The organism is Amycolatopsis sp. Hca4 (assembly GCF_013364075.1).
In the GTDB taxonomy this organism is placed as follows: domain Bacteria; phylum Actinomycetota; class Actinomycetes; order Mycobacteriales; family Pseudonocardiaceae; genus Amycolatopsis.
In genome coordinates this window covers 7,302,521-7,322,328 of record NZ_CP054925.1, presented here as the reverse complement: position 1 = coordinate 7,322,328, position 19,808 = coordinate 7,302,521, and the positions used below count along the sequence as shown (strand labels likewise).

The 19,808-nt window shown below is 72.8% G+C and carries 17 protein-coding genes and 1 pseudogene; 10 read left to right on the top strand and 8 right to left on the bottom strand.

Features of this window, described 5'->3' with window-relative positions; translation table 11 throughout:
* The 6 genes and pseudogenes from HUT10_RS33110 to adh all read right to left on the bottom strand — a co-directional run bounded on the left by HUT10_RS33110 (position 1) and on the right by adh (position 7,409).
* A complete protein-coding gene (locus HUT10_RS33110) occupies positions 1-3,498 on the bottom strand; it encodes an ALF repeat-containing protein (protein ID WP_176174776.1) in 3,498 nt (1,165 codons plus the stop codon).
* A 118-nt stretch (positions 3,499-3,616) separates the two neighbouring features.
* Positions 3,617-4,090, bottom strand: coding sequence for a hypothetical protein (locus tag HUT10_RS33105; protein ID WP_176174775.1), 474 nt, complete (start codon positions 4,088-4,090; stop codon positions 3,617-3,619).
* A 111-nt stretch (positions 4,091-4,201) separates the two neighbouring features.
* The gene (locus tag HUT10_RS33100) at positions 4,202-4,804 is read right to left on the bottom strand and encodes a TetR/AcrR family transcriptional regulator (RefSeq protein ID WP_176174774.1); all 603 of its coding nucleotides are present in this window, start codon (positions 4,802-4,804) and stop codon (positions 4,202-4,204) included.
* Positions 4,794-5,477, bottom strand: a complete 684-nt coding sequence (locus HUT10_RS33095) for an MOSC domain-containing protein (protein ID WP_176174773.1) — start codon at positions 5,475-5,477, stop codon at positions 4,794-4,796. Before HUT10_RS33095 ends, HUT10_RS33100 begins: the two co-directional genes overlap by 11 nt.
* A gap of 41 nt (positions 5,478-5,518) precedes the next feature.
* Positions 5,519-5,887: a DUF779 domain-containing protein gene (locus tag HUT10_RS33090; RefSeq protein WP_176174772.1), complete on the bottom strand. Its 369-nt coding sequence runs from the start codon at positions 5,885-5,887 to the stop codon at positions 5,519-5,521.
* Positions 5,887-7,409 (bottom strand): annotated as a pseudogene (gene adh, locus HUT10_RS33085) (aldehyde dehydrogenase). Before adh ends, HUT10_RS33090 begins: the two are co-directional and overlap by 1 nt.
* A gap of 104 nt (positions 7,410-7,513) precedes the next feature.
* Between adh and HUT10_RS33080 the strand changes: the two are divergent.
* Complete coding sequence (locus HUT10_RS33080) at positions 7,514-8,986, top strand: helix-turn-helix domain-containing protein (protein WP_254897123.1); 1,473 nt, start codon at positions 7,514-7,516, stop codon at positions 8,984-8,986.
* A gap of 4 nt (positions 8,987-8,990) precedes the next feature.
* Here the strand turns inward: HUT10_RS33080 and HUT10_RS33075 are convergent, their stop codons facing one another.
* The gene (locus tag HUT10_RS33075; protein WP_176174771.1) at positions 8,991-9,968 is read right to left on the bottom strand and encodes an NAD(P)H-dependent oxidoreductase; all 978 of its coding nucleotides are present in this window, start codon (positions 9,966-9,968) and stop codon (positions 8,991-8,993) included.
* Positions 9,969-10,067: 99 nt separating this feature from the next.
* Here HUT10_RS33075 and sigJ point away from each other — a divergent pair, with 99 nt between their 5' ends.
* From sigJ to HUT10_RS33030, 9 genes are all read left to right on the top strand, one after another.
* Complete coding sequence (gene sigJ / locus HUT10_RS33070; RefSeq protein WP_176174770.1) at positions 10,068-10,925, top strand: RNA polymerase sigma factor SigJ; 858 nt, start codon at positions 10,068-10,070, stop codon at positions 10,923-10,925.
* A 75-nt stretch (positions 10,926-11,000) separates the two neighbouring features.
* Positions 11,001-11,798: an SGNH/GDSL hydrolase family protein gene (locus HUT10_RS33065; RefSeq protein ID WP_176174769.1), complete on the top strand. Its 798-nt coding sequence runs from the start codon at positions 11,001-11,003 to the stop codon at positions 11,796-11,798.
* The gene (locus HUT10_RS33060) at positions 11,777-12,364 is read left to right on the top strand and encodes a TetR/AcrR family transcriptional regulator (RefSeq protein WP_176174768.1); all 588 of its coding nucleotides are present in this window, start codon (positions 11,777-11,779) and stop codon (positions 12,362-12,364) included. Before HUT10_RS33065 ends, HUT10_RS33060 begins: the two co-directional genes overlap by 22 nt.
* Positions 12,365-12,382: 18 nt before the next feature.
* Positions 12,383-13,102: a DUF2786 domain-containing protein gene (locus HUT10_RS33055; RefSeq protein ID WP_176174767.1), complete on the top strand. Its 720-nt coding sequence runs from the start codon at positions 12,383-12,385 to the stop codon at positions 13,100-13,102.
* A gap of 52 nt (positions 13,103-13,154) precedes the next feature.
* Positions 13,155-13,892: a Long-chain-fatty-acid--CoA ligase gene (locus HUT10_RS33050; RefSeq protein WP_176174766.1), complete on the top strand. Its 738-nt coding sequence runs from the start codon at positions 13,155-13,157 to the stop codon at positions 13,890-13,892.
* A gap of 55 nt (positions 13,893-13,947) precedes the next feature.
* Positions 13,948-14,289 (top strand): winged helix-turn-helix domain-containing protein, encoded by a 342-nt coding sequence (locus HUT10_RS33045; RefSeq protein ID WP_176174765.1) that lies wholly within the window; start codon positions 13,948-13,950, stop codon positions 14,287-14,289.
* On the top strand, positions 14,286-14,534 hold the full coding sequence (locus HUT10_RS33040) for a hypothetical protein (RefSeq protein ID WP_176174764.1): 249 nt from the start codon (positions 14,286-14,288) through the stop codon (positions 14,532-14,534). Before HUT10_RS33045 ends, HUT10_RS33040 begins: the two co-directional genes overlap by 4 nt.
* 116 nt (positions 14,535-14,650) lie before the next feature.
* Positions 14,651-16,753, top strand: coding sequence for an MMPL family transporter (locus tag HUT10_RS33035; RefSeq protein WP_254897122.1), 2,103 nt, complete (start codon positions 14,651-14,653; stop codon positions 16,751-16,753).
* A 27-nt stretch (positions 16,754-16,780) separates the two neighbouring features.
* Complete coding sequence (locus tag HUT10_RS33030) at positions 16,781-17,704, top strand: DMT family transporter (RefSeq protein ID WP_176174763.1); 924 nt, start codon at positions 16,781-16,783, stop codon at positions 17,702-17,704.
* Here HUT10_RS33030 and HUT10_RS33025 read toward each other — a convergent pair.
* Positions 17,647-19,785, bottom strand: coding sequence for a bifunctional diguanylate cyclase/phosphodiesterase (locus tag HUT10_RS33025; protein WP_176174762.1), 2,139 nt, complete (start codon positions 19,783-19,785; stop codon positions 17,647-17,649). The genes HUT10_RS33030 and HUT10_RS33025 overlap by 58 nt on opposite strands.
* Positions 19,786-19,808: the final 23 nt, after the last annotated feature.

Here is a 19,808-nt window from a genome sequence, read left to right as displayed (position 1 = left end):
TCATCGGTGCCCCGCGATGTCGAGGTTCTGGTTCGTGCTGCCCTGCACGGTGTAGTCCCGCGCGAGGCCGACGGTCGGCATCTGCGCCAGGTCCTTCACATTGTAGTCAACACCGTGCACCTCGATCGGCGGCTTGTCCGGGTCGAAGTTGTACGCCTTCTTCAGGTCCACGCGGTAGCCGCCGGTCAGCTGCACCGTGCCGTTGCCGGTCACCCGCGCGGTGAGGTCGCCGGTGACGCGGTACTCGAACGAGTGCAACGCGAAGATGTGGTCGGACACCTGCGTGAACTGCGAGCCGAGCCAGTTCGTGTCCAGCTTCAGCGCGCACGTGGAGCCGACCGGCCCGGTGCACTTGGCCGCGGCCTGGTTGGCGTAGGCCGCCAGCCGGGTGTTCAGTTCGGCCTGCCACTGCGGATCGCTGTAGAAGTCCCGCATCTGGTCGGCGCTCAGCACGTAGTCCTGACCGCTCGCCTTGGCCCAGTGGTCGAACAGGGCGCAGGTGATCGGCCGGTTGTGGCAGACGAACAGCGCGGCCGCGCCCTGCTCCATGGTGAGCATGTTGATGTAGTCCTGCAGCCCGATCCGCTCCCACGGCGTCGGTTCGTGGTAGGCCGGGTGGCCCGCCTCGTCGTCGCTGTAGGGGTGCCCGTCGGGATCGCTCATGTCGGGACGGCTGCCGCCATTGGCCTCGGCGATCTCCCGCAGGTACAGGTCGATCGTCCGCTGGAAGGCGTCGGCCGCGGCCTGCACCGCCTGGTCGCGGCTGAGGTTGGCGTCCGCGGCCGACTTCGCCGCGTCGGCCGCCGCCGTCCGCGCGTCGGACGCCGATGCCGCCGCGTCCGAAGCCGACGCCTGTGCCTTGTTCGCGGACTGCTGCGCCTGCTGGGCCGCCTGCTGGGCGGCGGCCTCGGCCTGCTTGGCCTGGTTCGCCGACTGCACCGCCGCGTCCGCCGACGTCTTCGCGTCCTGTGCCGACGCCGCGGCCTGCGCGGCGTAGGTCTTCGCCAGGTCGGCGGAGTCCTTGGCCTGCTGCGCGTAGCGATCCGCGTCGCCGGCCGCGCCACGGGCCACCGCGGCGGCCTTGGCCGCCTCGGCCGCGTTCTGCCGGGCCAGCGCCGCCGAGCGGGCGGCGTCGGCGACGTACCCGGCGACCTCGGCCCGGTGGGTGGCGGTCAGCGCGTCCCGCTGCCGCGCCCGGTACAGCCCGGACTCCAGGAACGTCCGGACGACGCTCGCCGGCCCGGCCAGCGCGGCCCGCGCCGAAGCGCGCACCTCCGGCCCGCCGGTCGAGACGGCCTGCGTGGCCAGCACCCGGTCGTCGGCCTCGCGGGCGGTGTACTGCCCGGTGCGCAGGAACGCCCGGACGTCGTCGGCGGTGCCGTCGAGGGCGCGGCGGCCCGCGGCCTGCACACCGGGTCCGCCTGCCGCGACGATCTGGGTGGCGAGCACCCGGTCGTCGGTTTCGCTGCCCGGGTACCGGCGGTTGCGCAGGAAGTCCTGCACCTGCGCGTCGGTGCCGACCATCGCGGTCCGCGCGGTCGTCGCTTCGGCCGGGTGGGCGGTCGAGGCCGCGATGGCCGCGACGCTGGCCCGGTCGTCCTTGCCCTGGGTGGCGGGCTGGACGGTGGTGACGAACGCCTTGACGTCGAAGTCGTCGCCGGTCAGCGCCGTTTCCGCGGCGGTGCGGGTGAACGGGCCACCGAGCTTGCGCAGGCCCGCGGCGGCCTTGCGGCCGTTGCGGGTGACCAGGGCGGCGTCGGCGCCCGGAGCGCGTGCTTCGGTGAGCAGGCGCTGGGTTTCGGCGTCGAGCTTGGCTTCTTCTCCTGCGGTCCAGGTGGCGTCCGCCTGGGCGTCCGCTTCGGCGTCCTTCGCCGCTTCGGCTTCGGCCGTCTCCTGGGCCTCCTGCTGGGCCAGCCGCTCCAGGTCGGCCTTGCGCGCGGTCTCGGCGACGGTCGCGGCGGTGTCGGCCGCGGTCTTCGCGTCGTTCGCGGCGGTGTCCGCTTCGCGCGCGGCGGCTTCGGCCCGTTCGGCCGCGTGCGCGGCTTCCCCGGCGTGGGCGGCGGCTTCCTCGGCGGCGGTGGCCGCCGCATCGGCGTGCGCGGCGGCCGAATCCGCGGCCGCGGCGGCCTGGTTCGCCGCCCCCACCGCCTCGTTCGCCAGCGCGGTGGCGGCGTTGGCCGCCCGGGTCGCCTCGGCGGCCTGCCGCTTCGCCTGCTGGGCCGCGCGGCGAGCGCGGTCGGCCTGCGCACCGGCCTGCTCGGCGAACCCGCCGGCCGCGTCGGCGGCATCGCCGGCCGCGGTGGCGTTCTGGCCGGCCGACGCGGCGGCGCTGGCCGCACTGGCCGCGGCGAGGGCCGCGGTGACCGCACCACGGGCCGCGTCGGCGGCCTTGCGGGCGTTCCACGAGACCTGGCGGGCGTCGACCGCGGCCTGACGGGCCCGGTCCGCCTGGCCGGCGTCCGTGGCGGCCGCGGCGGCCGCGTTGCGCGCGTTGGTCGCGGCCTGGCCGGCCTGCACGGCGGCGGTGGCCGCCTGGGACGCCGCGCTCGCGGCGATCCGCGCCGACTCGGTGGCCGCGGAGGCCGCCCGGATCGCTGTCTTGGCCGCCTCCGCCGCACGCCGGGCCGCGTCCGCCGCCCGGCCGGCCGCGGCGGCCGCGGTCAGGGAGTCGTTGCGCGCGGCTTCGGTCTCCTGGGCCGCCCGCTGCGCCGCCTGCTTGGCGAGCTCCGCGGCCTGCACGGCCTGGGCGGCGGCCTCCTTCGCGGCCTCCGTCTGGGCCGCGGCCCGCGTCTGCGCGTCCGAAGCGAGGTCCGCGAGCTGGGCCACGGTCAGGGTTTCGTGGTCCTGCGCGACCGCCACCGGGTAGCCGGCGGTGAGGAAGCGGGAGACGTCTTCGTCGGTGCCGTCCAGCGCGATCTGCGCCGCCCGCTTGACCTGCGGGCCACCCGCGGCCATCAGCTGGGTGACGCGCACGCGGTCGTCGCTCGCCTGCGCCCGCGCCCGGCCGGTGCTGAGGAATTCGCGCTGCTGTTCCGGGGTACCGGCCAGCGCCGTCTGGGCGGCGCGCTTGACACCGGGACCACCGGCGGCGAGCGCCTGGGTGACCTGCACGCGCAGGTCGTCGAGGCTCGGCTGCTGCCAGCCGGTGTCGAGGAAAGCCTGCATTTCCGGGACCGTGCCGCCGGCCGCGGTCTGCAGCGCGCGCCGCAGCCCCGGGCCCGCCCGCGACACGAGCTGCGAGATGCGGACCCGGAGGTCCTGCTCGGCGGCGACGGCCAAGCCGGCGGTCAGGAAGGCGTGCACGTCGGCGTCGGTGCCGCACAGGGCCCGCTCGGCGGCGGCCTGGACGCCGGGCCCGCCGGTCTTGAGCTGGTCGAGGGCCTGCACCCGTTCGGACGGCGGCGCCGGTTCGGCGGCGGCCGCGGGCAGCGCGGTGACCCCGGACAGGAAACCCACGGCGGCCAGCACGGCGGCCACGGGTCTGCGGAACGATTTCATCTGTCGTCTCCCCCTTTTTTGGGCACGACGAAATCGCGGAACCGGCCGCGTGACAAATCACCGCGGCCGGACCGCGCGAATGGGTGGAATACCGGTCAGCGGAACAGACCGGCGTGGCTCAGGACCGGCCGGACCGCAATTCGACGAGCGGCGTGAAGCCGTTCTGCGGGTCGACGCCCTCGCCGACCGGCGTGTAGGTGTTCTTGATGACGTCGGTGGGCGTGGCGGTGCCCTTGATCACCACGGTGGCCTTGAGCTCGTGGGCGTCACCGGTGATCGCGAACACGTCCGGGACGTCCATCGTCAGGTAGCCGGAGTCCCCGGTGATGCGGAAGCAGAAGTAGGACCGCTCGGCGATCCGGCTCCACACCTTCACCAGCGGGCCGGTCGCGGTGCAGTCGGTGAACAGGATGTGCCCGTCACCCTTGAGCAGCCGGATGTGGTACTGCGCGTAGATCGCGTCGGCACCGGGGTAGTCGTACTCTTCGACGATCGGCGGTGGCACGTCGTCCGCGACGGCGGTTCCGGAAACGAACGGCAGAACGGCAGCGGAAAGAGCACCCGCGACGAGCGGGCGCGCGAACTTCTTCACAGTTTCATCCCCCTGAAAAGGCGGCTTTTGACCGCCTCGAATCCCCGAACCGAAACCGATCTTACGGACGGCACACAGCGGAAGTCAACGGCAAACCCGGCGTCGTGACCACTACCGCACCGGATCACCCAGCCGCGCCCGGATCGCCCGCCGGGCCAGCTCATAGGGCCGGATTCCGCCGTCGAGCACGGCGTCGGCGTTGGCCGCGCGGCCCAGCGCGTGGAGTTCGAACGCGAGCACCTCGGCGTCGGCGTCGAGGTGCCCGAGCGCGACCGCTTCGGCCGCGGTTTCGGAGATGAAGGCGGCGAACGAGCCGCTCGCCGCGGCCACCGCGTCGTGCACCCGGCCCGGGCGCGCGTCGAACTCCGCGCCGACGTTGAAGAAGAAGCAGCCGCCGGGGAAGACCCGCTTCGCCGAGTAGTCCAGCCACTTCTCGCAGATCGCGCGCAGCCGCGGCAGCCCGGGCGCCACCGCTCGCGCCGGGGTGACGACGTGCGAGCGGAAGATCTCCAGCGCGGCGTCGATCGTGGCGAGCTGCAGTTCTTCCTTGGAGCCGAAGAGCGCGAACACCCCGCTCTTGCTCAGCTCCAGCTCGGTGGCCAGCCGGCCGAGGGAGAGCCCCTCCAGGCCGTCGACCGAAGCGACGTCGACGGCCCGCCGCAGCACCACGCGCCGGGTCGCGTCCCCGCGGGCAACCCGGCCGTCACCCGGCACGCCGCGCCCGCCAGCGGTCCACAGTGGACTGGACGCCGTCGCGGTAGGCCGCCGACAGCGCCGGTGCGGCCAGCACCCGGTCGGCGAGGTCCAGCGCCGCGTCGACCTTGTCCTCGGGCAGCTGCCCGTAGTTGGCGAAGGAGATCAGGTAGACCTCGGTGATCGTCGGCCCGTCGGAGCGTTCGGCGAGCTCGACGGGCCCGGCCGTCGGCACGGTGCCGGGCCGCAGCACGCGCAGGTACCAGCCACACCGGCCACTGTCGATCATCAGCGGCGTGATGTCCTTGCGCCCGGTCTTCATGGCCAGCTTGAAGCACGGCTGCCGCGGCTGCGAGACCTGGACGAGCGCGTCACCCCAGGCCCAGACGTCCCCGATCCGGACGTCGTCCTCGGTGACCCCGGACAGCGAAACGTTCTCACCGAACCCGCCCGGCTCGGCGCCGACGCCGTCGGCCGCCCAGGCCGGGTAGTGCGCGGCCGGGTAGACGTAGACGGCCTTGTCGACGCCGCCGTGCACGGTCAGGTCGGCTTGGCGGTCGCCGTCGAGGTTGAGCTCGGTCAGTGCCAGCTCGGGCACGGTGACCCGCGCCTTGGTGATCGCGCTCAGCACCGGGCGCTCCCGCCGGTACCCCAGGACGCTCGGTTCCCCCACAAACACGCCGTCGACGTTCATGGGGAGAAGGTAGCACGACCGTTCGTACAGTTCGGCCGTCTTCAGCCCAGCGCCGCCGACTCCTCGTCGGTGAGCAGCCGGGACCGGATCAGGAACCGCACCCCCTCCGGTGCCTCCAGCGAGAACCCGCTCCCCCGGCCGGGCACCACGTCGATCGTCAGGTGCGTGTGCTTCCAGTACTCGAACTGCGGCCCCGACATCCACACCGGCACCGGCTCGATGCCGTCGACCTCGAGCCGGCCCAGCAGCACGTCCGAGGCGCCCGTGCGGAACTCGCCCGCCGGGTAGCACATCGGGGCGCTGCCGTCGCAACAGCCGCCGGACTGGTGGAACATCACCGGTCCGTGGTCCGACACCAGCCGCCGCAACAGCGCCGCGGCGGCCGGTGTCAGGTCGGCCCTCTGCGTCATCAGAAGAACCCGAGCGCCTGGTCGGAGTACGAAACCAGCAGGTTCTTCGTCTGCTGGTAGTGGTCCAGCATCATCTTGTGCGTCTCCCGCCCGATGCCGGACGCCTTGTAGCCGCCGAAGGCCGCGTGCGCCGGGTACGCGTGGTAGTTGTTCACCCACACCCGGCCCGCCTGGATGTCGCGGCCCGCGCGGTAGGCCACGTTGCCGTCACGCGACCACACGCCCGCGCCCAGGCCGTACAGCGTGTCGTTGGCGATCTTCAGCGCGTCCGCGTAGTCGTCGAACTTCGTCACCGAGACGACCGGGCCGAAGATCTCCTCCTGGAAGATCCGCATCTTGTTGTCGCCGGCGAACACCGTCGGCTCGACGTAGTAGCCGCCCGACAACTCGCCGCCGAGGTCGGTCCGGGCGCCGCCGGTGAGGATCTCCGCGCCCTCCTGCTTGCCGATTTCGATGTAGGACAGGATCTTCTCGAGCTGGTCGTTCGACGCTTGCGCGCCGATCATCGTCTCGGTGTCGAGCGGGTGCCCCTGCTTGATCCGGCGCACGCGCTCGACGGCGTCGCCGAGGAAGCGGTCGTGGATGCCGGACTGGATCAGCGCCCGCGACGGGCACGTGCAGACCTCGCCCTGGTTCAGCGCGAACAGCGCGAAGCCCTCCTGCGCCTTGTCGTAGAAGGCGTCGTTCGCGGCTGCGACGTCGTCGAAGAAGATGTTCGGGCTCTTGCCGCCGAGCTCGACCGTCACCGGGATGATGTTTTCGCTGGCGTACTGCAGGATCAGCCGGCCGGTGGTGGTCTCGCCGGTGAACGCGATCTTCCGGACGCGGCTGCTCGACGCGAGCGGCTTGCCCGCCTCGACGCCGAAGCCGTTGACGATGTTGAGCACCCCCGGCGGGAGCAGGTCGCCGATGATCGAGATCAGCACGTGGATCGAGGCCGGCGTCTGCTCGGCCGGCTTGAGCACGACGGCGTTGCCCGCGGCCAGCGCCGGGGCGAGCTTCCAGACCGCCATCAGGATCGGGAAGTTCCACGGGATGATCTGCCCGACCACGCCGAGCGGCTCGTGGAAGTGGTAGGCGACGGTGTTTTCGTCGATCTGCGAGATGCCGCCCTCCTGGGCGCGCAGGGCACCGGCGAAGTAGCGGAAGTGGTCGATGGCGAGCGGGATGTCGGCGGCCAGCGTCTCGCGGACCGGCTTCCCGTTCTCCCACGACTCCGCGACGGCGATGGCCTCGAGGTTCCGCTCCATCCGGTCGGCGATCCTGAGCAGCGTGTTCGCCCGCTCCTCGGTCGACGTCCGGCCCACGCCGGCGCCGCGCCGTGGGCCGCGTCGAGCGCCTTCTCGACGTCCTCGGCGTTGCCGCGGGCGATCTCGCAGAAGGTCTTCCCGGTGACCGGCGTCGGGTTCTCGAAGTACTGACCGCTCGCCGGCGGCACGTACTCGCCGCCGATGTAGTGGTCGTAGCGCGCCTCGAAGCTGACGACGCTGCCTTCGGTGTTCGGTGCGGCGTACTGGACCATCTTCCCTGCCTCGTTGCTCGGAGTGATCGGGTGCGGCGAAGGTAGGTCCGGCGACGTTGCACGCGCGTTGCACCACGGTGCGGCCGGTACCTACGCTGGCAGACGTGGCAGAGTCGCCGGAACCCGAGCTGCTGCGCGACCCGGAGTCGTACGCGCGGCTCCTGCGGCACGTCCGCGAGGCGGTGCTGGCCGGCGTGCCGGGCCCGCGGTCGCCACGCTCCGTGGTCTCCGACTCGTGGAACCGGTCACTGGCCGCCCGGGTGGACCCGGACGAGGGCGAGGCCCCGTTCGTCCACGACACCGCCGCCCTGGCCGCGCTGCGCGAGGCCCATCCGCTGGCGCCCGTGCTGCCGGTGCTGCGGCAGATGCTGGTGAGCATCGCCGACGACGCCGAGCACCTGATGATCGTCACCGACGCCGACGGCCTGATCCTCTGGCGCGAGGGCGCGGCGGGCCAGCTCGTGCGCGGGGACCGCGTCGGCCTCACCGAAGGCACCCAGTGGAGTGAAACCGCGATCGGCACGAACGCCATGGGCACGGCACTGGCCACCGGCGAGCCGGTGCAGATCTACTCGGCCGAGCACCTGGTCCGGCGCTACCACACGTGGACGTGCGCGGCGGCGCCGGTGCGTGACCCCGAGACCGGCGTGCTGCTCGGCTCGATCGACGTCAGCGGGCCGCTGCGCACGGTCCACCCGGCCGTGCTTTCCCTGGTCACGGCGACCGCGCAGCTCGCGGAAGGCCAGCTGCGCGCCCAGCTGGCGGTCCGCGACGAACGGCTGCGGCGGGTGAACATGCCGCACCTGGCGGCCCTGCGCGGCCGCCCGGGCGCGCTGCTTTCGGCGGCCGGGCGGGTGCTCGCGGCGGAGGCGTGCACCCTGCCGTCCACCGTGGACGTCCGTCGCGGCGGCGGGACGGTCGCCCTGCCCGACGGCCGCCTCGCCACGGTGGAACCGCTGTCCGAGGGCTACCTGCTCCGCCTGGCGTCCCCGTCAGGCACCCACCGGGCCCGGCTGCACCTGCAGTTCCTGTCCGACGGCGCCCACACGACCACTGTGGACGGTCGCGAAGTGCCGTTGACGTTGCGGCACGCGGAGATCCTGACCCTGCTGGCCCTGCACCCGAACGGCCTCTCGGCGGAACGGCTGGCCCTGCAGCTCTACGGCGAGACCGGCAACCCGGTGACGGTCCGCGCGGAGATCCACCGGCTGCGCTCGCAGCTGGGCGCGTCGGTGGTGCAGACGCGCCCGTACCGCCTGGCCGCGGACGTCGACGCCGACTTCCTCCGCGCCCGCACGGCGGTCCGCTCCGGTGCCCCGGCCGACGCGCTGCGCGTCTTCCGCGGGCCCCTGCTGCCGGAGTCGGAAGCGCCGGCGATCCGCGAGGAGCGGGAGACGCTGACCGCCCAGGTGCGTCAGGTGGCGTTGAACAGCGGCGACCCGGCGGTGCTGTGGTCGTTCTGGGAAACGGCCTGCGGTGCCGACGACTTCGCGGTGCTCGACGCGCTGCTGCGGACGCTCCCGCCGGCCGACCCGCGGCGGGCCGCCGTGGCCGCCCACCGCAGGCGGCTCGCCTGAGCCGTCACGGCTCGAGGTCGGCCACGCCCCGGCCGCTCGCCACGTCGAACGGCACCGACGCCTGGTCGTGCACGATCACCCAGCCGTCGCCGGTCTTCCGGAAGACGAAGGTGGCCCGGACCCACATGCCGTCGGTCACCACGCCGTTCTTCAGCGTCCCGCTGACCCGGCCGAAGCCGTGCCCGACGGCGAGGTCGCCGCTCGCGGTGATGGTCAGGCCGCGCAGCTCGTAGTCCACCTTTTCGAAGATGGTGAACACCTTCGCCCAGTTCTTCAGCTTGGCGTCGGTCCCGACGTGCTGCAGCGGCGGTTCGACGTCGAAGGACACGACGTCCGGTGCGTAGATCCGCCGCAGGGCCTCGAGATCCTTGGCCCGCAGCGCTTCCACGACCGCGTCGAGCCTGCCCCGGACCGCGGCCTCGGCACCCCCGGCCCGCAGCGGCGCCAGCGCGGCACTCCAGGCGACGACGTGGCCGAGCAGCGTGTCCAGCGCGGCGAACTGGTGCTCGCCGGGCGCGAAGACGGTGCCGAGGTCGAATTCGGTCGCCAGCGGCAGCGTGACCTGCGGGGTCACGTCGGCCAGCTGCAGGGCCCCGCAGACCAGCCGCAGCTGCTCGACCGCCCGGGCGCCGCCGACCCCGCCGTAGGAGACGAACCCGGCCGCCTTGGTGTTCCACTCGACGTAGACGTGGTCGAGGGCGTTCTTCAGCACCCCGGGGAGGGAGTGGTTGTACTCGGGGGTGACGAACACGAACCCGTCGCAGGACGCGACGACGGCGGCGAAGGCCCGGGTGCGCGGGTCGTCGTACTGCCCCGAGAAGCCCGGAGGGTCCTCGAGGTGCGGCAGCGGGTGGTCCCGCAGGTCGATCACGGTGAACTCGGCGTCTTCCCGGCGCGCGGCCCGCTCGTGCACCCACTGGGCGACCTGGTCCCCGATGCGGCCCGGACGGGTGCTGCCGAGCACGATCCCGATCTTGGTCATCGTTTCTCCCCTGTTCGGTTGGTTCCGACCGGTACGACGAAACGGGACGCCCGAATGTCAGGTCCTGACGGTCGGGCAGGCTGGATCGTCGGAGGAGACATGACAACGCCATCGGAAATCGTCGTCGCCGAGCGACGGCACCTGGTCAACCTCGCCTACCGCTTGCTCGGCTCCCTGACCGAAGCCGAGGACGCCGTTCAGGAGACCTACGCCCGCTGGTACGCCCTGACCCCGGCGCAACAGGACGCGATCTCCTCGCCGGGCGCGTGGCTCACCACGGTGGCCGGCCGGATCTGCCTGGACGTCCTCGGCTCGGCCCGGGTCCGGCGCGAGCGGTACGTGGGCGAGTGGCTGCCCGAGCCACTGCCCGACCAGCCCGACCCGGCCGACCGGATCACCCTGGACGAGTCGGTGAGCATGGCGTTCCTCGTCGCGCTGGAAGCGATGACACCGGCCCAGCGCGTGGCCCTCGTGCTGCACGACGTCTTCGGGTACTCGTTCGCCGAGGTCGCCGAGATCACCGGCCGGACACCGGCGGCGAGCCGGGAACTGGCCTCCGCGGCCCGCCGCCGCGTCCGCGCCGGCTCGCCGGGCGCCCCGGCTCGCGGCCGGGCGGGCCTGATCAGGGACTTCAAGGAAGCGTGGGAAGCGGGCGACATCGAAGCGCTGGTCGGCCTCCTCGACCCCGGCGCGACCCTGACCGCGGACGGCGGCGGCGTGGTCCGCGCCGCGCTGCTGCCGATCGAAGGCGGCGAGCCGGTCGCGCGGTACGTCGCCGACCTCGCGGCCTCCGGCGTGCTGACCCTCGTGGAGCGGACGGTCAACGGCGAGCCCGGCCTGCTGCTCCGGCGCGGGAGCGAACTCGCGGCCGTCTACTCCTTCGACGTCGAGGACGGCCGCATCACCCGGATCTGGGCGGTGCGGAACCCCGAGAAGCTGCGCCCCTGGCTCGGGTGAACCCGAAGTAGACACCGTCTACAGAAGTTTGATAGACAGTGTCCACAAGGTGAACCACGGGTTACGGAGATCGGGATGAGCTACCACCGTTTCGTCGTCGTCGGCGACAGCTGCGCCGAAGGACTCGACGACCCGTACCCCGACCGGCGCCACTACCGCGGCTGGGCCGACTTCGTCGCCGCGCGGCTGGCCGAGGACGAGCCCGGGTTCCGCTACGCCAACCTCGCCGTCCGCGGGCGGCGGCTCGACCAGATCGTGCCCGAGCAGCTCCCGGCCGCCGCGCGTCTCGAACCCGATCTGGTCGCCCTCTTCGGCGGTGGCAACGACGTGATGAGCCGGGGCTGGGACGCGCGCACCGTCGCCCGGCGGGTCGATGCCGCCGTCCGGGCCTGCACGGACATCGCGCCCGTCGTCGTCACCTTCACGCTCAGCGACGTCTCCCGCCGGATGCCGCTCGGCCACCGGATGCGGCCGCGGATCGTCGCGCTCAACGACGCCATCCGCGAGGCCGCCGTCAGCTACGGGGCCCTGCTGATCGACCTGTGGCCGGACCAGGCCGTCACCGATTCGCGGTACTTCGGCGCCGACCGCCTGCACCTGTCCGCCCACGGCCACCGCCGGCTCGCCGCGTACGTCCTGGCCCGGCTCGGCCTGGACCACGACCCCGCCTGGCTCGCGCCCCTCCCGGGCACCGCGGCGCCCGGCAGCCGGCGCGCCGACCTGCAGTGGCTGGTCCGGGAGGTGCTGCCGGTCGCCGTGACGCGCACGCGCAACCGGCTGATCGGCCGCCAGCCCGGCGACGGCTTCCTCCCGAAGCGCCCCGACCTGCTCCCGATGGCTTTGGACGAGGCATGGGCACCCGGCAACGCCTGATCGCGACGGCGACGGAACTGCTCGCCGAGGAAGGCGTCGGCGCGGTCACCCTGCGCGGGATCGCCAAGGCGGCCGGGGTTTCCCACGGCGCACCCCTGCGGCACTTCTCGGGCCGCGCCGAGCTGCTGTCCGCCGTCGCGACCCGCGGGTACGCCGAGCTGCTCGCCCGCCGGGAGACGCTGCCGGAGACCTCGCCGCGGGAACGGCTCACCGCGGCCTGCCACAGCTACCTCGACTTCGCACTCACCAACCCGGCGATGTTCGAGCTGATGTTCCGCCGCGACCTGATCGACCCGGACGACCCGGAACTCTCGGCGGCGGCGAGCGCGGTCTTCGACACCTTCGCCGTGCTGGTGGCGGCGGTGCCGACCCCGGTCGCGCGGTCCGGTGCCGACCTGCGGCTGGTGGCCGCGTCGCTGTGGGCGGCCCTGCACGGGCTCGCCCAGCTGTGGCTGTGGGGCGGCCTGGCGGACGCCAGCTTCGCGCCGTCCCCCGAAGCCGCGCTGGCCGTCACGCTCGACGCCTACCTCGACACGCCGACCCGGTCCGCACGCCCGAACACCTGATCGAATACCCTCTCCGGCATGACCGAGTCAGACCCGCAGCTCGAGCGCATCCGCAAGCTGCTGGCGAAGGCGGAAGACCCGGCGGTCACCGAGGCGGAAGCCGAGGCGTACAACCAGAAGGCCGCCGAGCTGGTCGCGCGCTACGGGATCGACCAGGCGATGCTCGCCGCGTCGGGCGCCAGTTCCGACGAGATCGGCACGCTGACGATCCCGATGAACGACCCGTACAGCCGCGACAAGGCGAGCCTGCTCACCTCGGTCGCGTACCCGCTGCGCTGCCGGACGCTGCTGCACCGCCTCGGCCAGAAGGTCGAGAGCGTCACGGTGTTCGGGTTCCGCTCCGACCTCGGCCGGGTGGAGCTGCTGTTCACCAGCCTGCTGCTGCAGGCGGGCACGCAGCTGACCCGCGTCCGGCCGGGCGGGTTCTTCCCCGGCGAGTCACTGGCCGCGTACCGGCGCACGTGGCTGCACGGCTTCGCGCGCGCGGTGCACGAACGGCTTTCCCACGCCGAGGAGGAAGCCGTCCGCACGGCGGTGCCGGGCGCGCGCTCGGCGGAGCTGGTGGTCCGCGACCGCGCGCAGATGGTCCAGCACGCGTTCGACGCCGAGTACGGCGACCTGCGCGCGGCCGCACCCCGGCGCCTGTCGGGCAGCGGCTACCTCGACGGCCACGACGCCGGCACCCGGGCCAACCTCGACCCGGCCGCGCTGACGCGGCGCCGCAAAGCCCTGCGCTGAGTCCCCCGGTTGCCGCTATCGCGGCGGCGATCACTTCCGCTTGTATGAGCGCATGCGCGTTGTCGATCTTGCCGGCCGCCCCGACCTCCTCGACGCCGCGTTGGGCCTCGGTGACGTCGGCGGCCAGTTCATCTACCAGGGCGCGAGCGGCCGGATGATCACCGGCGAGCGCTTCCTGCGCCACTGGGCGCGCTACTTCCTGATCGCCTTGGCCGACGACGGCACCCCGATGGCCCGCGCGCTGTCGGTCCCGCTGGCGTACCCGGCGCCGGACCGCACGGAGCTCCCGGACCACGGCTGGGACCAGGCGATCGAGTGGGCGGCCCAGGACGTCATGGACGGCCGCGCGCCGAACGCGTTGTGCGCGCTGGAAGTCGTGATCGCCCCGCACCTGCGGGGCACCGGCCTGGCGGCCCCGATGCTGAAGGCGCTCAAGGCCGTGGCGGCGGAATCGGGGCTGAGCAAGCTGATCGTCTCGGTCCGCCCGATCGGCAAGGAGGCCGAGCCGACCGTCCCGATGCCGGAGTACGCGGCCCGCCGCCGTCCGGACGGCCTGCTCGCCGACCGCTGGCTGCGCACCCACGAGCGGCTCGGCGCCCGGGTGGTGAAGGTGTGCCCGTTCGCGGTGACGCTGTCGGGCTCACTGGCGGACTGGCACGAGTGGACGGGCGTGAAGCTCGAGGACGGCGAGAACCTCATCCCGGGCGGCATCGCCCCGGTCCACGCCTCGACCACCTACGACGTGGCGACCTACGTCGAGCCGAACGTGTGGCTGGAACACCCGATGTGATCTCGGGGATCATCCTGATGGCGCACCCTCCTGGCACCTGCTAACTTTTGTTGGCATGTGGACGCCGGGTGACGAGCTCCTGCGGCAGCTGGGCGCGCTCGCCAACCCGCACCGGCTGCGGATCGTCGCGGCCCTGCACGCCGAACGCACCTACGTCAGCAAGCTGGCCCGCGAACTGCGGATCAGCCGCGCGCTGCTGCAGGTCCACCTGCGCAAGCTCGAAGCCGCCGGCCTGGTCAGCGCTGGCTTCGAGACCGGCGAGGACGGCAAGACGCTGCGGTTCTACGAGCTCACCCCGTTCTCCGTCGTGCTGACGCCGGAGGCGATCGCGGCGGCCGCGCCGACGCTGACCACACCGGAGTCCGTCCAGGGGGACGGCGAGGAGGGACGGACGTGAACTGGCACCAGTGGCAGGAAATCATCGGCGTGACCGGGGTCTTCGTCCTGATCACCGTCGTGCTGTCGATCGCGATCGTGCAGCTGGCCGCGACCTGGCGGGCCAAAGCCGCGCTCGCCCGCGAGAGCGAATACCGGAGCCTGGCCGAGAAAGCCGTCCGGACGCAGGAAGAAACCGAACGGCAGCTCAAGGACGTCCAGGACCGCCTGCGGTCCATCGAACACGTGCTCAAGGAGGTCGACTGACCGGCTGAAGGCCCTGGACCGCCGAGCGGCAACTCGGCGGCCCAGGAAGAAGAAGCACCCACTCGCCCGAGGGCGAGCTCTCATCGGATCACTCCTTCACGGAAGGACCTTAGTTCATGCTGCCCGCAAAACGGCCGGTGGTCGAAACCGTCACAAACTGGTCGCTGCGGCACCGCGCCGCCGCGATCCTCGGCTGGCTCGCGCTCGTCGCACTGGCCTGGGCCCTCGGCACGTTCGTCCCCGGCACCGACGCGCGGTCGAGCCCGCCCGGCGACGCCGGCACCGGCCAAGCCGTCCTCGACCACCAGGCCACCCGCGAACCCTTCTTCGAGAACGTCCTCGTCCAGCCGCGGTCCCCGGCGGTCACCGCCGACCTCGTGACGACCCTGACGACGTCGGGCGCGGTCGCGGACACCCGCTCCGGGGTCTCCGCCGACGGCCGGTCGGAACTGGTCACCTTCCGGATCACCGGCAGTGGCACCGAAATCCGGGCCGGCCTGGCGAAGGCGACCGCGGCGGTCGACACGGTCGCCGCCCGGCACCCGGACGTCCGGGTGGCCCAGGCCGGCGATCTCACCGTGTCCGGCGCGGTCGACAAGAGCATCAAGGAGGACATCGGGCGGTCGGAAGCCCGCTCGCTGCCGATCACCGTGCTGATCCTGCTGGTGGTGTTCGGCTCGCTGGTCGCGGCCGCGGTCCCGGTCCTGCTCGCGGGCACCGCGGTGCTCGCCACCTTCGGCTTGTTGTCCGTTATGGACAACTGGATCCCGGTCAACAGCGCGACTTCCGCGATCACGCTGCTGATCGGGATGGCGGTCGGCGTCGACTACTCGCTGTTCTTCCTGCGCCGGGTCCGGGAGGAACGCGCGCACGGCGTCGAGGAGTCGATCCGGATCGCGGCGCGGACGTCGGGGCACGTGATCGTCGTGTCGGGACTGACCGTCGTGCTGTGCGTGACCGGCCTGCTGTTCACCGGGCTTGACAACCTGCGCGGCCTGACCGTGGGCACGGTCCTGGTCGTCGGCCTGGCCGTGCTCGCCGCGGTGACCGTCCTGCCGGCGACGCTTTCCCTGCTCGGCTCACGCGTCGACCGCGGCCGGATCCCGTGGCTCGGCCGGCGCCGGACCCGCTCGGCCTTCTGGGCGGGTGTGGCGACCGTCGTCACCCGGCGGCCCGCGGTCTGGAGCGGGCTCGCCACCGCACTGCTCGTGCTGCTCGCCTTGCCCGCACTGGGAATGCGGTTGCAGGACCCGGCGCCGGCCGAGAGCCTGCCGCGCAGCATCCCGGTGATCGACGCGGCCGTGCGCATCCAGGAAGCGTTTCCCGGCGTCACCATGCCCGCGCACGTCGTCCTCTGGAACACCCGCGGCGGCCCGGTCGACACCCCCGCGCTGCGCCGGGCGATCGGCGAACTCACCGCGGAACTGCCGCGGCCGTCCGTCGTCGTGCCGGTGGACCAGGTGCTCGTCGTCCGGATCCCGCTCGGTGGCACGGGGAACGACGAAGCGGCGAGCCGCACGCTCACGACGTTGCGGGAAACCCTGCTGCCGCAGACGGTCGGGCGGATCGACGGCGTCGGTTACGCGGTGGCGGGCCGCACCGCCGAAGCGCACGACTTCACCGCGCAGGTGCTCGCCCGGGCGCCGTACACCTTCGGGTTCATCCTGCTGCTCGCGTTCGCGCTGCTGCTCGTGGTGTTCCGGTCGGTCGTGGTGCCGGTGGTGTCGATCCTGCTCAACGCGCTGTCGGCGGGCGCGGCCTACGGCGTGCTCACCCTGGTGTTCCAGGGTGGCTTCCTCGCGCCACTCCTGGGTTTCACGCCCTACGGCGGGGTGCTCGGCTGGCTGCCGGTGTTCCTCTTCGTGCTGCTGTTCGGGCTGAGCACCGACTACCACGTCTTCATCCTCAGCCGGATCCGCGAACGGCGTCGGCCGGGCGTGCCCGTCCGGCAGGCGATCGTCGAAGGCACCGCGAGCAGTTCCGGGGTGGTGACGAGCGCCGCGCTGATCATGACCGGGGTGTTCAGCGTCTTCCTCAGCCTGGCCGCGATCGAGTACAAGATGCTCGGCCTCGGCATGGCGTTCGCGATCCTGCTCGACGCGACGATCGTCCGCGGCGTCCTGCTGCCCGCCGCGCTGGCACTGTGCGGCGACCGGCTCTGGCCCGGTCAAAGTGTAGAAACCCTTAAAGCTCCGTCCAGAACTCTTCGCTTGTCCTGACGGATCCTCTTCGGCACCGTTGATCGCATGAACGGTGGACGGGGCGCCTCGGCGCGGATAGTGGTCCTGGCCCTGCTGTGGGGCTCGGGCTTCCTCTGGATCAAGCTGGCCCTGACCGGGCTGAGCCCCGTCCACCTCACCCTCGTCCGGTGCGCCCTCGGCGCGCTGACGCTGCTGGGCCTGGCGATCGCCGCCCGGCAGCGGCTGCCGCGGGACGGCCGGACCTGGGCGCGGCTGGTCGTCGCCGCGTTCTTCTGCAACGCCCTGCCCTTCGCGCTGTTCGGCATCGGGGAGCGCACCGTCGACTCCGGGGTCGCCGGCGTCATGAACGCCACCACCCCGCTGTGGTCGCTGCTGATCGGTGTCGCGCTCGGGACCGAACGGCGGCTCAACCCCGCGCGGCTGCTCGGGCTGGTCCTCGGCTTCGCCGGCATCCTGGTGATCTTCGCGCCGTGGCAGCAGTCGGGCCTGCTGAGCACCGGCGCGCTGGCCCTGCTCGGCGCCGGCCTCAGCTACGCGATCGCCTTCGCCTACATGGCACGGAAACTGCCACCGGACGGCGCTCCGCTCGCGCTCTCGGCCGCGCAGCTGCTGACCGCCACCGGGCTGACCGCGCTCGCGCTGCCGGTCGCCTCCGCCGCGCCGCACCTGACGCTCACCGCCGTCGTCGCGGTGACGGTCCTCGGCGTCTTCGGGACCGGCATCACGTTCTACCTGAACTACCGGATCCTCTCCGACGAAGGCCCGACCGCCGCGGCGACGGTCGGCTACCTCCTGCCGGTGGTCTCGGTCGCGCTCGGCGCCCTCGTCCTCGGCGAGCCGCTGACCCTCCGGGTCGTCGGCGGGATGGCGGTCGTGCTGGTCGCCGTCGGCCTGACCCGGTGGCAGCCGGCTCAGGCGCGGGCGAACTGCCCGGCGAGCTCGGCAGGCGGCCTGGCCACGCCGAAGTAGTCGCCGGTCGCCAGTTCCGCGCCGGCCGTGCGCCACCAGCTCGCCTGGTCCTCGGTGTGGATCCCGTCGACCACGAGCGTCGCGCCGACCTGCCGGACCAGCGGCACCAGCGCGCTGAGGAACGTCGAGTCCGACCACGCCTGCCACTCCGCGAGCCGCCGGTCGACGCGCACGATGTCGACCGGCAGGTTCTCGATCGCGCGCAGGTCGTCCGGTCCCAGCCCGAACTCGTCGAGCATGACGTGCACGCCGAGGTCGGCCAGCGCGGTGACGTTCTCGATCACCCCGGACACCGGGAGCGCGCCGGCCGGGACGCCGAGCATCAGCTGCTCGGGCGGCAGGCCGGTGTCCCGCAGCAGCCGCGTCACGCGCGTGCCGAGTGCGTCGTCCGACATCTGGTGCCCGGTCAGGCCGGCGACCATCGGCAGGCCGAACCCCGCGCGCTGGCGCCACCACTCGCCCTGGCGGCTCGCGGCCCGCAGCAGCCAGTCGCCGAGCGGCAGCATCAGCCCGGTCGACTCGGCGAGTTCCACGCAGCACTCGTGCGAAAGCGCGGTGTCGTCCGGGCGGTCCCAGTGCAGGCGGGCTTCGATGCCGGCGACCTCGCCGTCGGCCAGCCGCGCCACCGGCCGGTAGCGCACGCCGATCTCGCCGTGTTCCCAGGCGCCGGCCATGCCGACGGCCACCGCCTGCGTCCGCCGGTCGTGGGCGTCGGCCTCGCGGTCGAACATCTTCCACTGGCCGCGCCGCCGCTCCTTGGCGCGCCGCAGCGTCTGGTCGGCCTGGCGCAGCAGTTCCAGCGGGTCGATGCCTTTCGCCGGCCGGTGCACCACCCCGGCGCTGGCCGACAGCGCGAGCCCGTGGCCGTCGACGAAGAACGGCTCGGCGAGCTCGTCGTTGATCGCCCGCACGATGGTGGCGATGTCCGGCGTCGACTCGGTGTTCTCCACCAGGATGCCGAACTCGTCGCTGTGGAACCGCGCGATCATCGCGTTCTCCCGGGACATCACCGCCTTGAGCCGCTGCGCGAAGTGCACCAGCAGCTGCTCGCCGACGCGGCGGCCGAGGCTGTTGCAGACCATGCCGAACGCGTCGAGGTCGACGTGGAACAGCGTGACGCCGTACGTCGGGTCGGCCCGCCGCAGCGCCGCTTCCAGGTGGGTGCCGAAGTACTGGCGGTTCGGCAGCCCGGTGAGGACGTCGTGCAGGGCCTGGCGGCTCAGCTCGCCCTGCAGCAGCATCAGCTCGGTGCCGTCCTCGATCACCACGACGAAGTGGGACGGCTGGTTTTCGGCGTCGCGCAGCAGCGACGCGGTGAGCGAGATGCGGACGACGTCGCCGTCCTTGCGCAGCAGCCGTTCCGACTGCCGGATCCGCTCCTTGCCGCCGTCCAGCAGGGCCAGCATCGCGTCGCGGAGGACCTCGACGGACTCGGGGTGGACGACGTCGTAGAGCACCGAGCCGGCCAGCTCGCCCGCCGGGTGCCCGAGCATCTCGGCCAGCGCCGCATTGGCCCGCACGATCCGGCCGTCCAGCGCGACGACGGCGATGCCGCTCGCCGACGACGTCACCACCTCTTCGAAGCGCGCCTCGCTCTGCCGCAGGTTCCACTGGGCGTCCCGCACCGCCTTGATCAGCGACAGGTGCATGATCTCCTGCTGGTCGAGGACGCTGCGCTCGTGCGCGAGCAGGAAGCCGCAGGCGAGCGCGCCGAGCGCGGCCACGATCCGGTCGGCGGCGCCGTCGGCGCCCGCCAGTTCGGGCAGCGCAGGCAGGCCCTTACCGAGCACCTCGAGCGTGCACCGCAGCCCGGGTTCGCCGACGTAGCCCAGCGCGACCAGCCGGGCGCCGACCCGCTCCGCCGGGGTCACGTCCGGTGTCGCGCGGTGCAGCGCGCCGCAGAGCGTGTCCACCAGCTCGCCGAGCTCCGCTTCGAGTTCCTCCCGGCTCAGCGAAACGACCGTCACGCCGCTGAGCAGGTACGCCCACTTGCGGGCGAGCCGGGTCCGTTCGCGGCTCGCATCGGGAGCGGCGGGCTCGTCCGGCTGGGGTGCGATCATCGGCATGGAGGACGTCCGCATCAGATCTCGTGGCCGGCCCGCAC

Excerpts from the sequence above, each read along its gene's own strand:
- HUT10_RS33075 (WP_176174771.1), bottom strand. The coding sequence starts at position 9,968 with ATGACCAAGATCGGGATCGTGCTCGGCAGCACCCGTCCGGGCCGCATC.
- HUT10_RS33025 (WP_176174762.1), bottom strand. The coding sequence starts at position 19,785 with ATGCGGACGTCCTCCATGCCGATGATCGCACCCCAGCCGGACGAGCCC.
- HUT10_RS33055 (WP_176174767.1), top strand. The coding sequence starts at position 12,383 with ATGACCGAGTCAGACCCGCAGCTCGAGCGCATCCGCAAGCTGCTGGCG.
- HUT10_RS33045 (WP_176174765.1), top strand. The coding sequence starts at position 13,948 with ATGTGGACGCCGGGTGACGAGCTCCTGCGGCAGCTGGGCGCGCTCGCC.
- sigJ (WP_176174770.1), top strand. The coding sequence starts at position 10,068 with ATGACAACGCCATCGGAAATCGTCGTCGCCGAGCGACGGCACCTGGTC.
- HUT10_RS33090 (WP_176174772.1), bottom strand. The coding sequence starts at position 5,887 with ATGACGCAGAGGGCCGACCTGACACCGGCCGCCGCGGCGCTGTTGCGG.
- HUT10_RS33095 (WP_176174773.1), bottom strand. The coding sequence starts at position 5,477 with ATGAACGTCGACGGCGTGTTTGTGGGGGAACCGAGCGTCCTGGGGTAC.
- HUT10_RS33035 (WP_254897122.1), top strand. The coding sequence starts at position 14,651 with ATGCTGCCCGCAAAACGGCCGGTGGTCGAAACCGTCACAAACTGGTCG.
- HUT10_RS33065 (WP_176174769.1), top strand. The coding sequence starts at position 11,001 with ATGAGCTACCACCGTTTCGTCGTCGTCGGCGACAGCTGCGCCGAAGGA.
- HUT10_RS33050 (WP_176174766.1), top strand. The coding sequence starts at position 13,155 with ATGCGCGTTGTCGATCTTGCCGGCCGCCCCGACCTCCTCGACGCCGCG.
- HUT10_RS33060 (WP_176174768.1), top strand. The coding sequence starts at position 11,777 with ATGGGCACCCGGCAACGCCTGATCGCGACGGCGACGGAACTGCTCGCC.
- HUT10_RS33030 (WP_176174763.1), top strand. The coding sequence starts at position 16,781 with ATGAACGGTGGACGGGGCGCCTCGGCGCGGATAGTGGTCCTGGCCCTG.
- HUT10_RS33110 (WP_176174776.1), bottom strand. The coding sequence starts at position 3,498 with ATGAAATCGTTCCGCAGACCCGTGGCCGCCGTGCTGGCCGCCGTGGGT.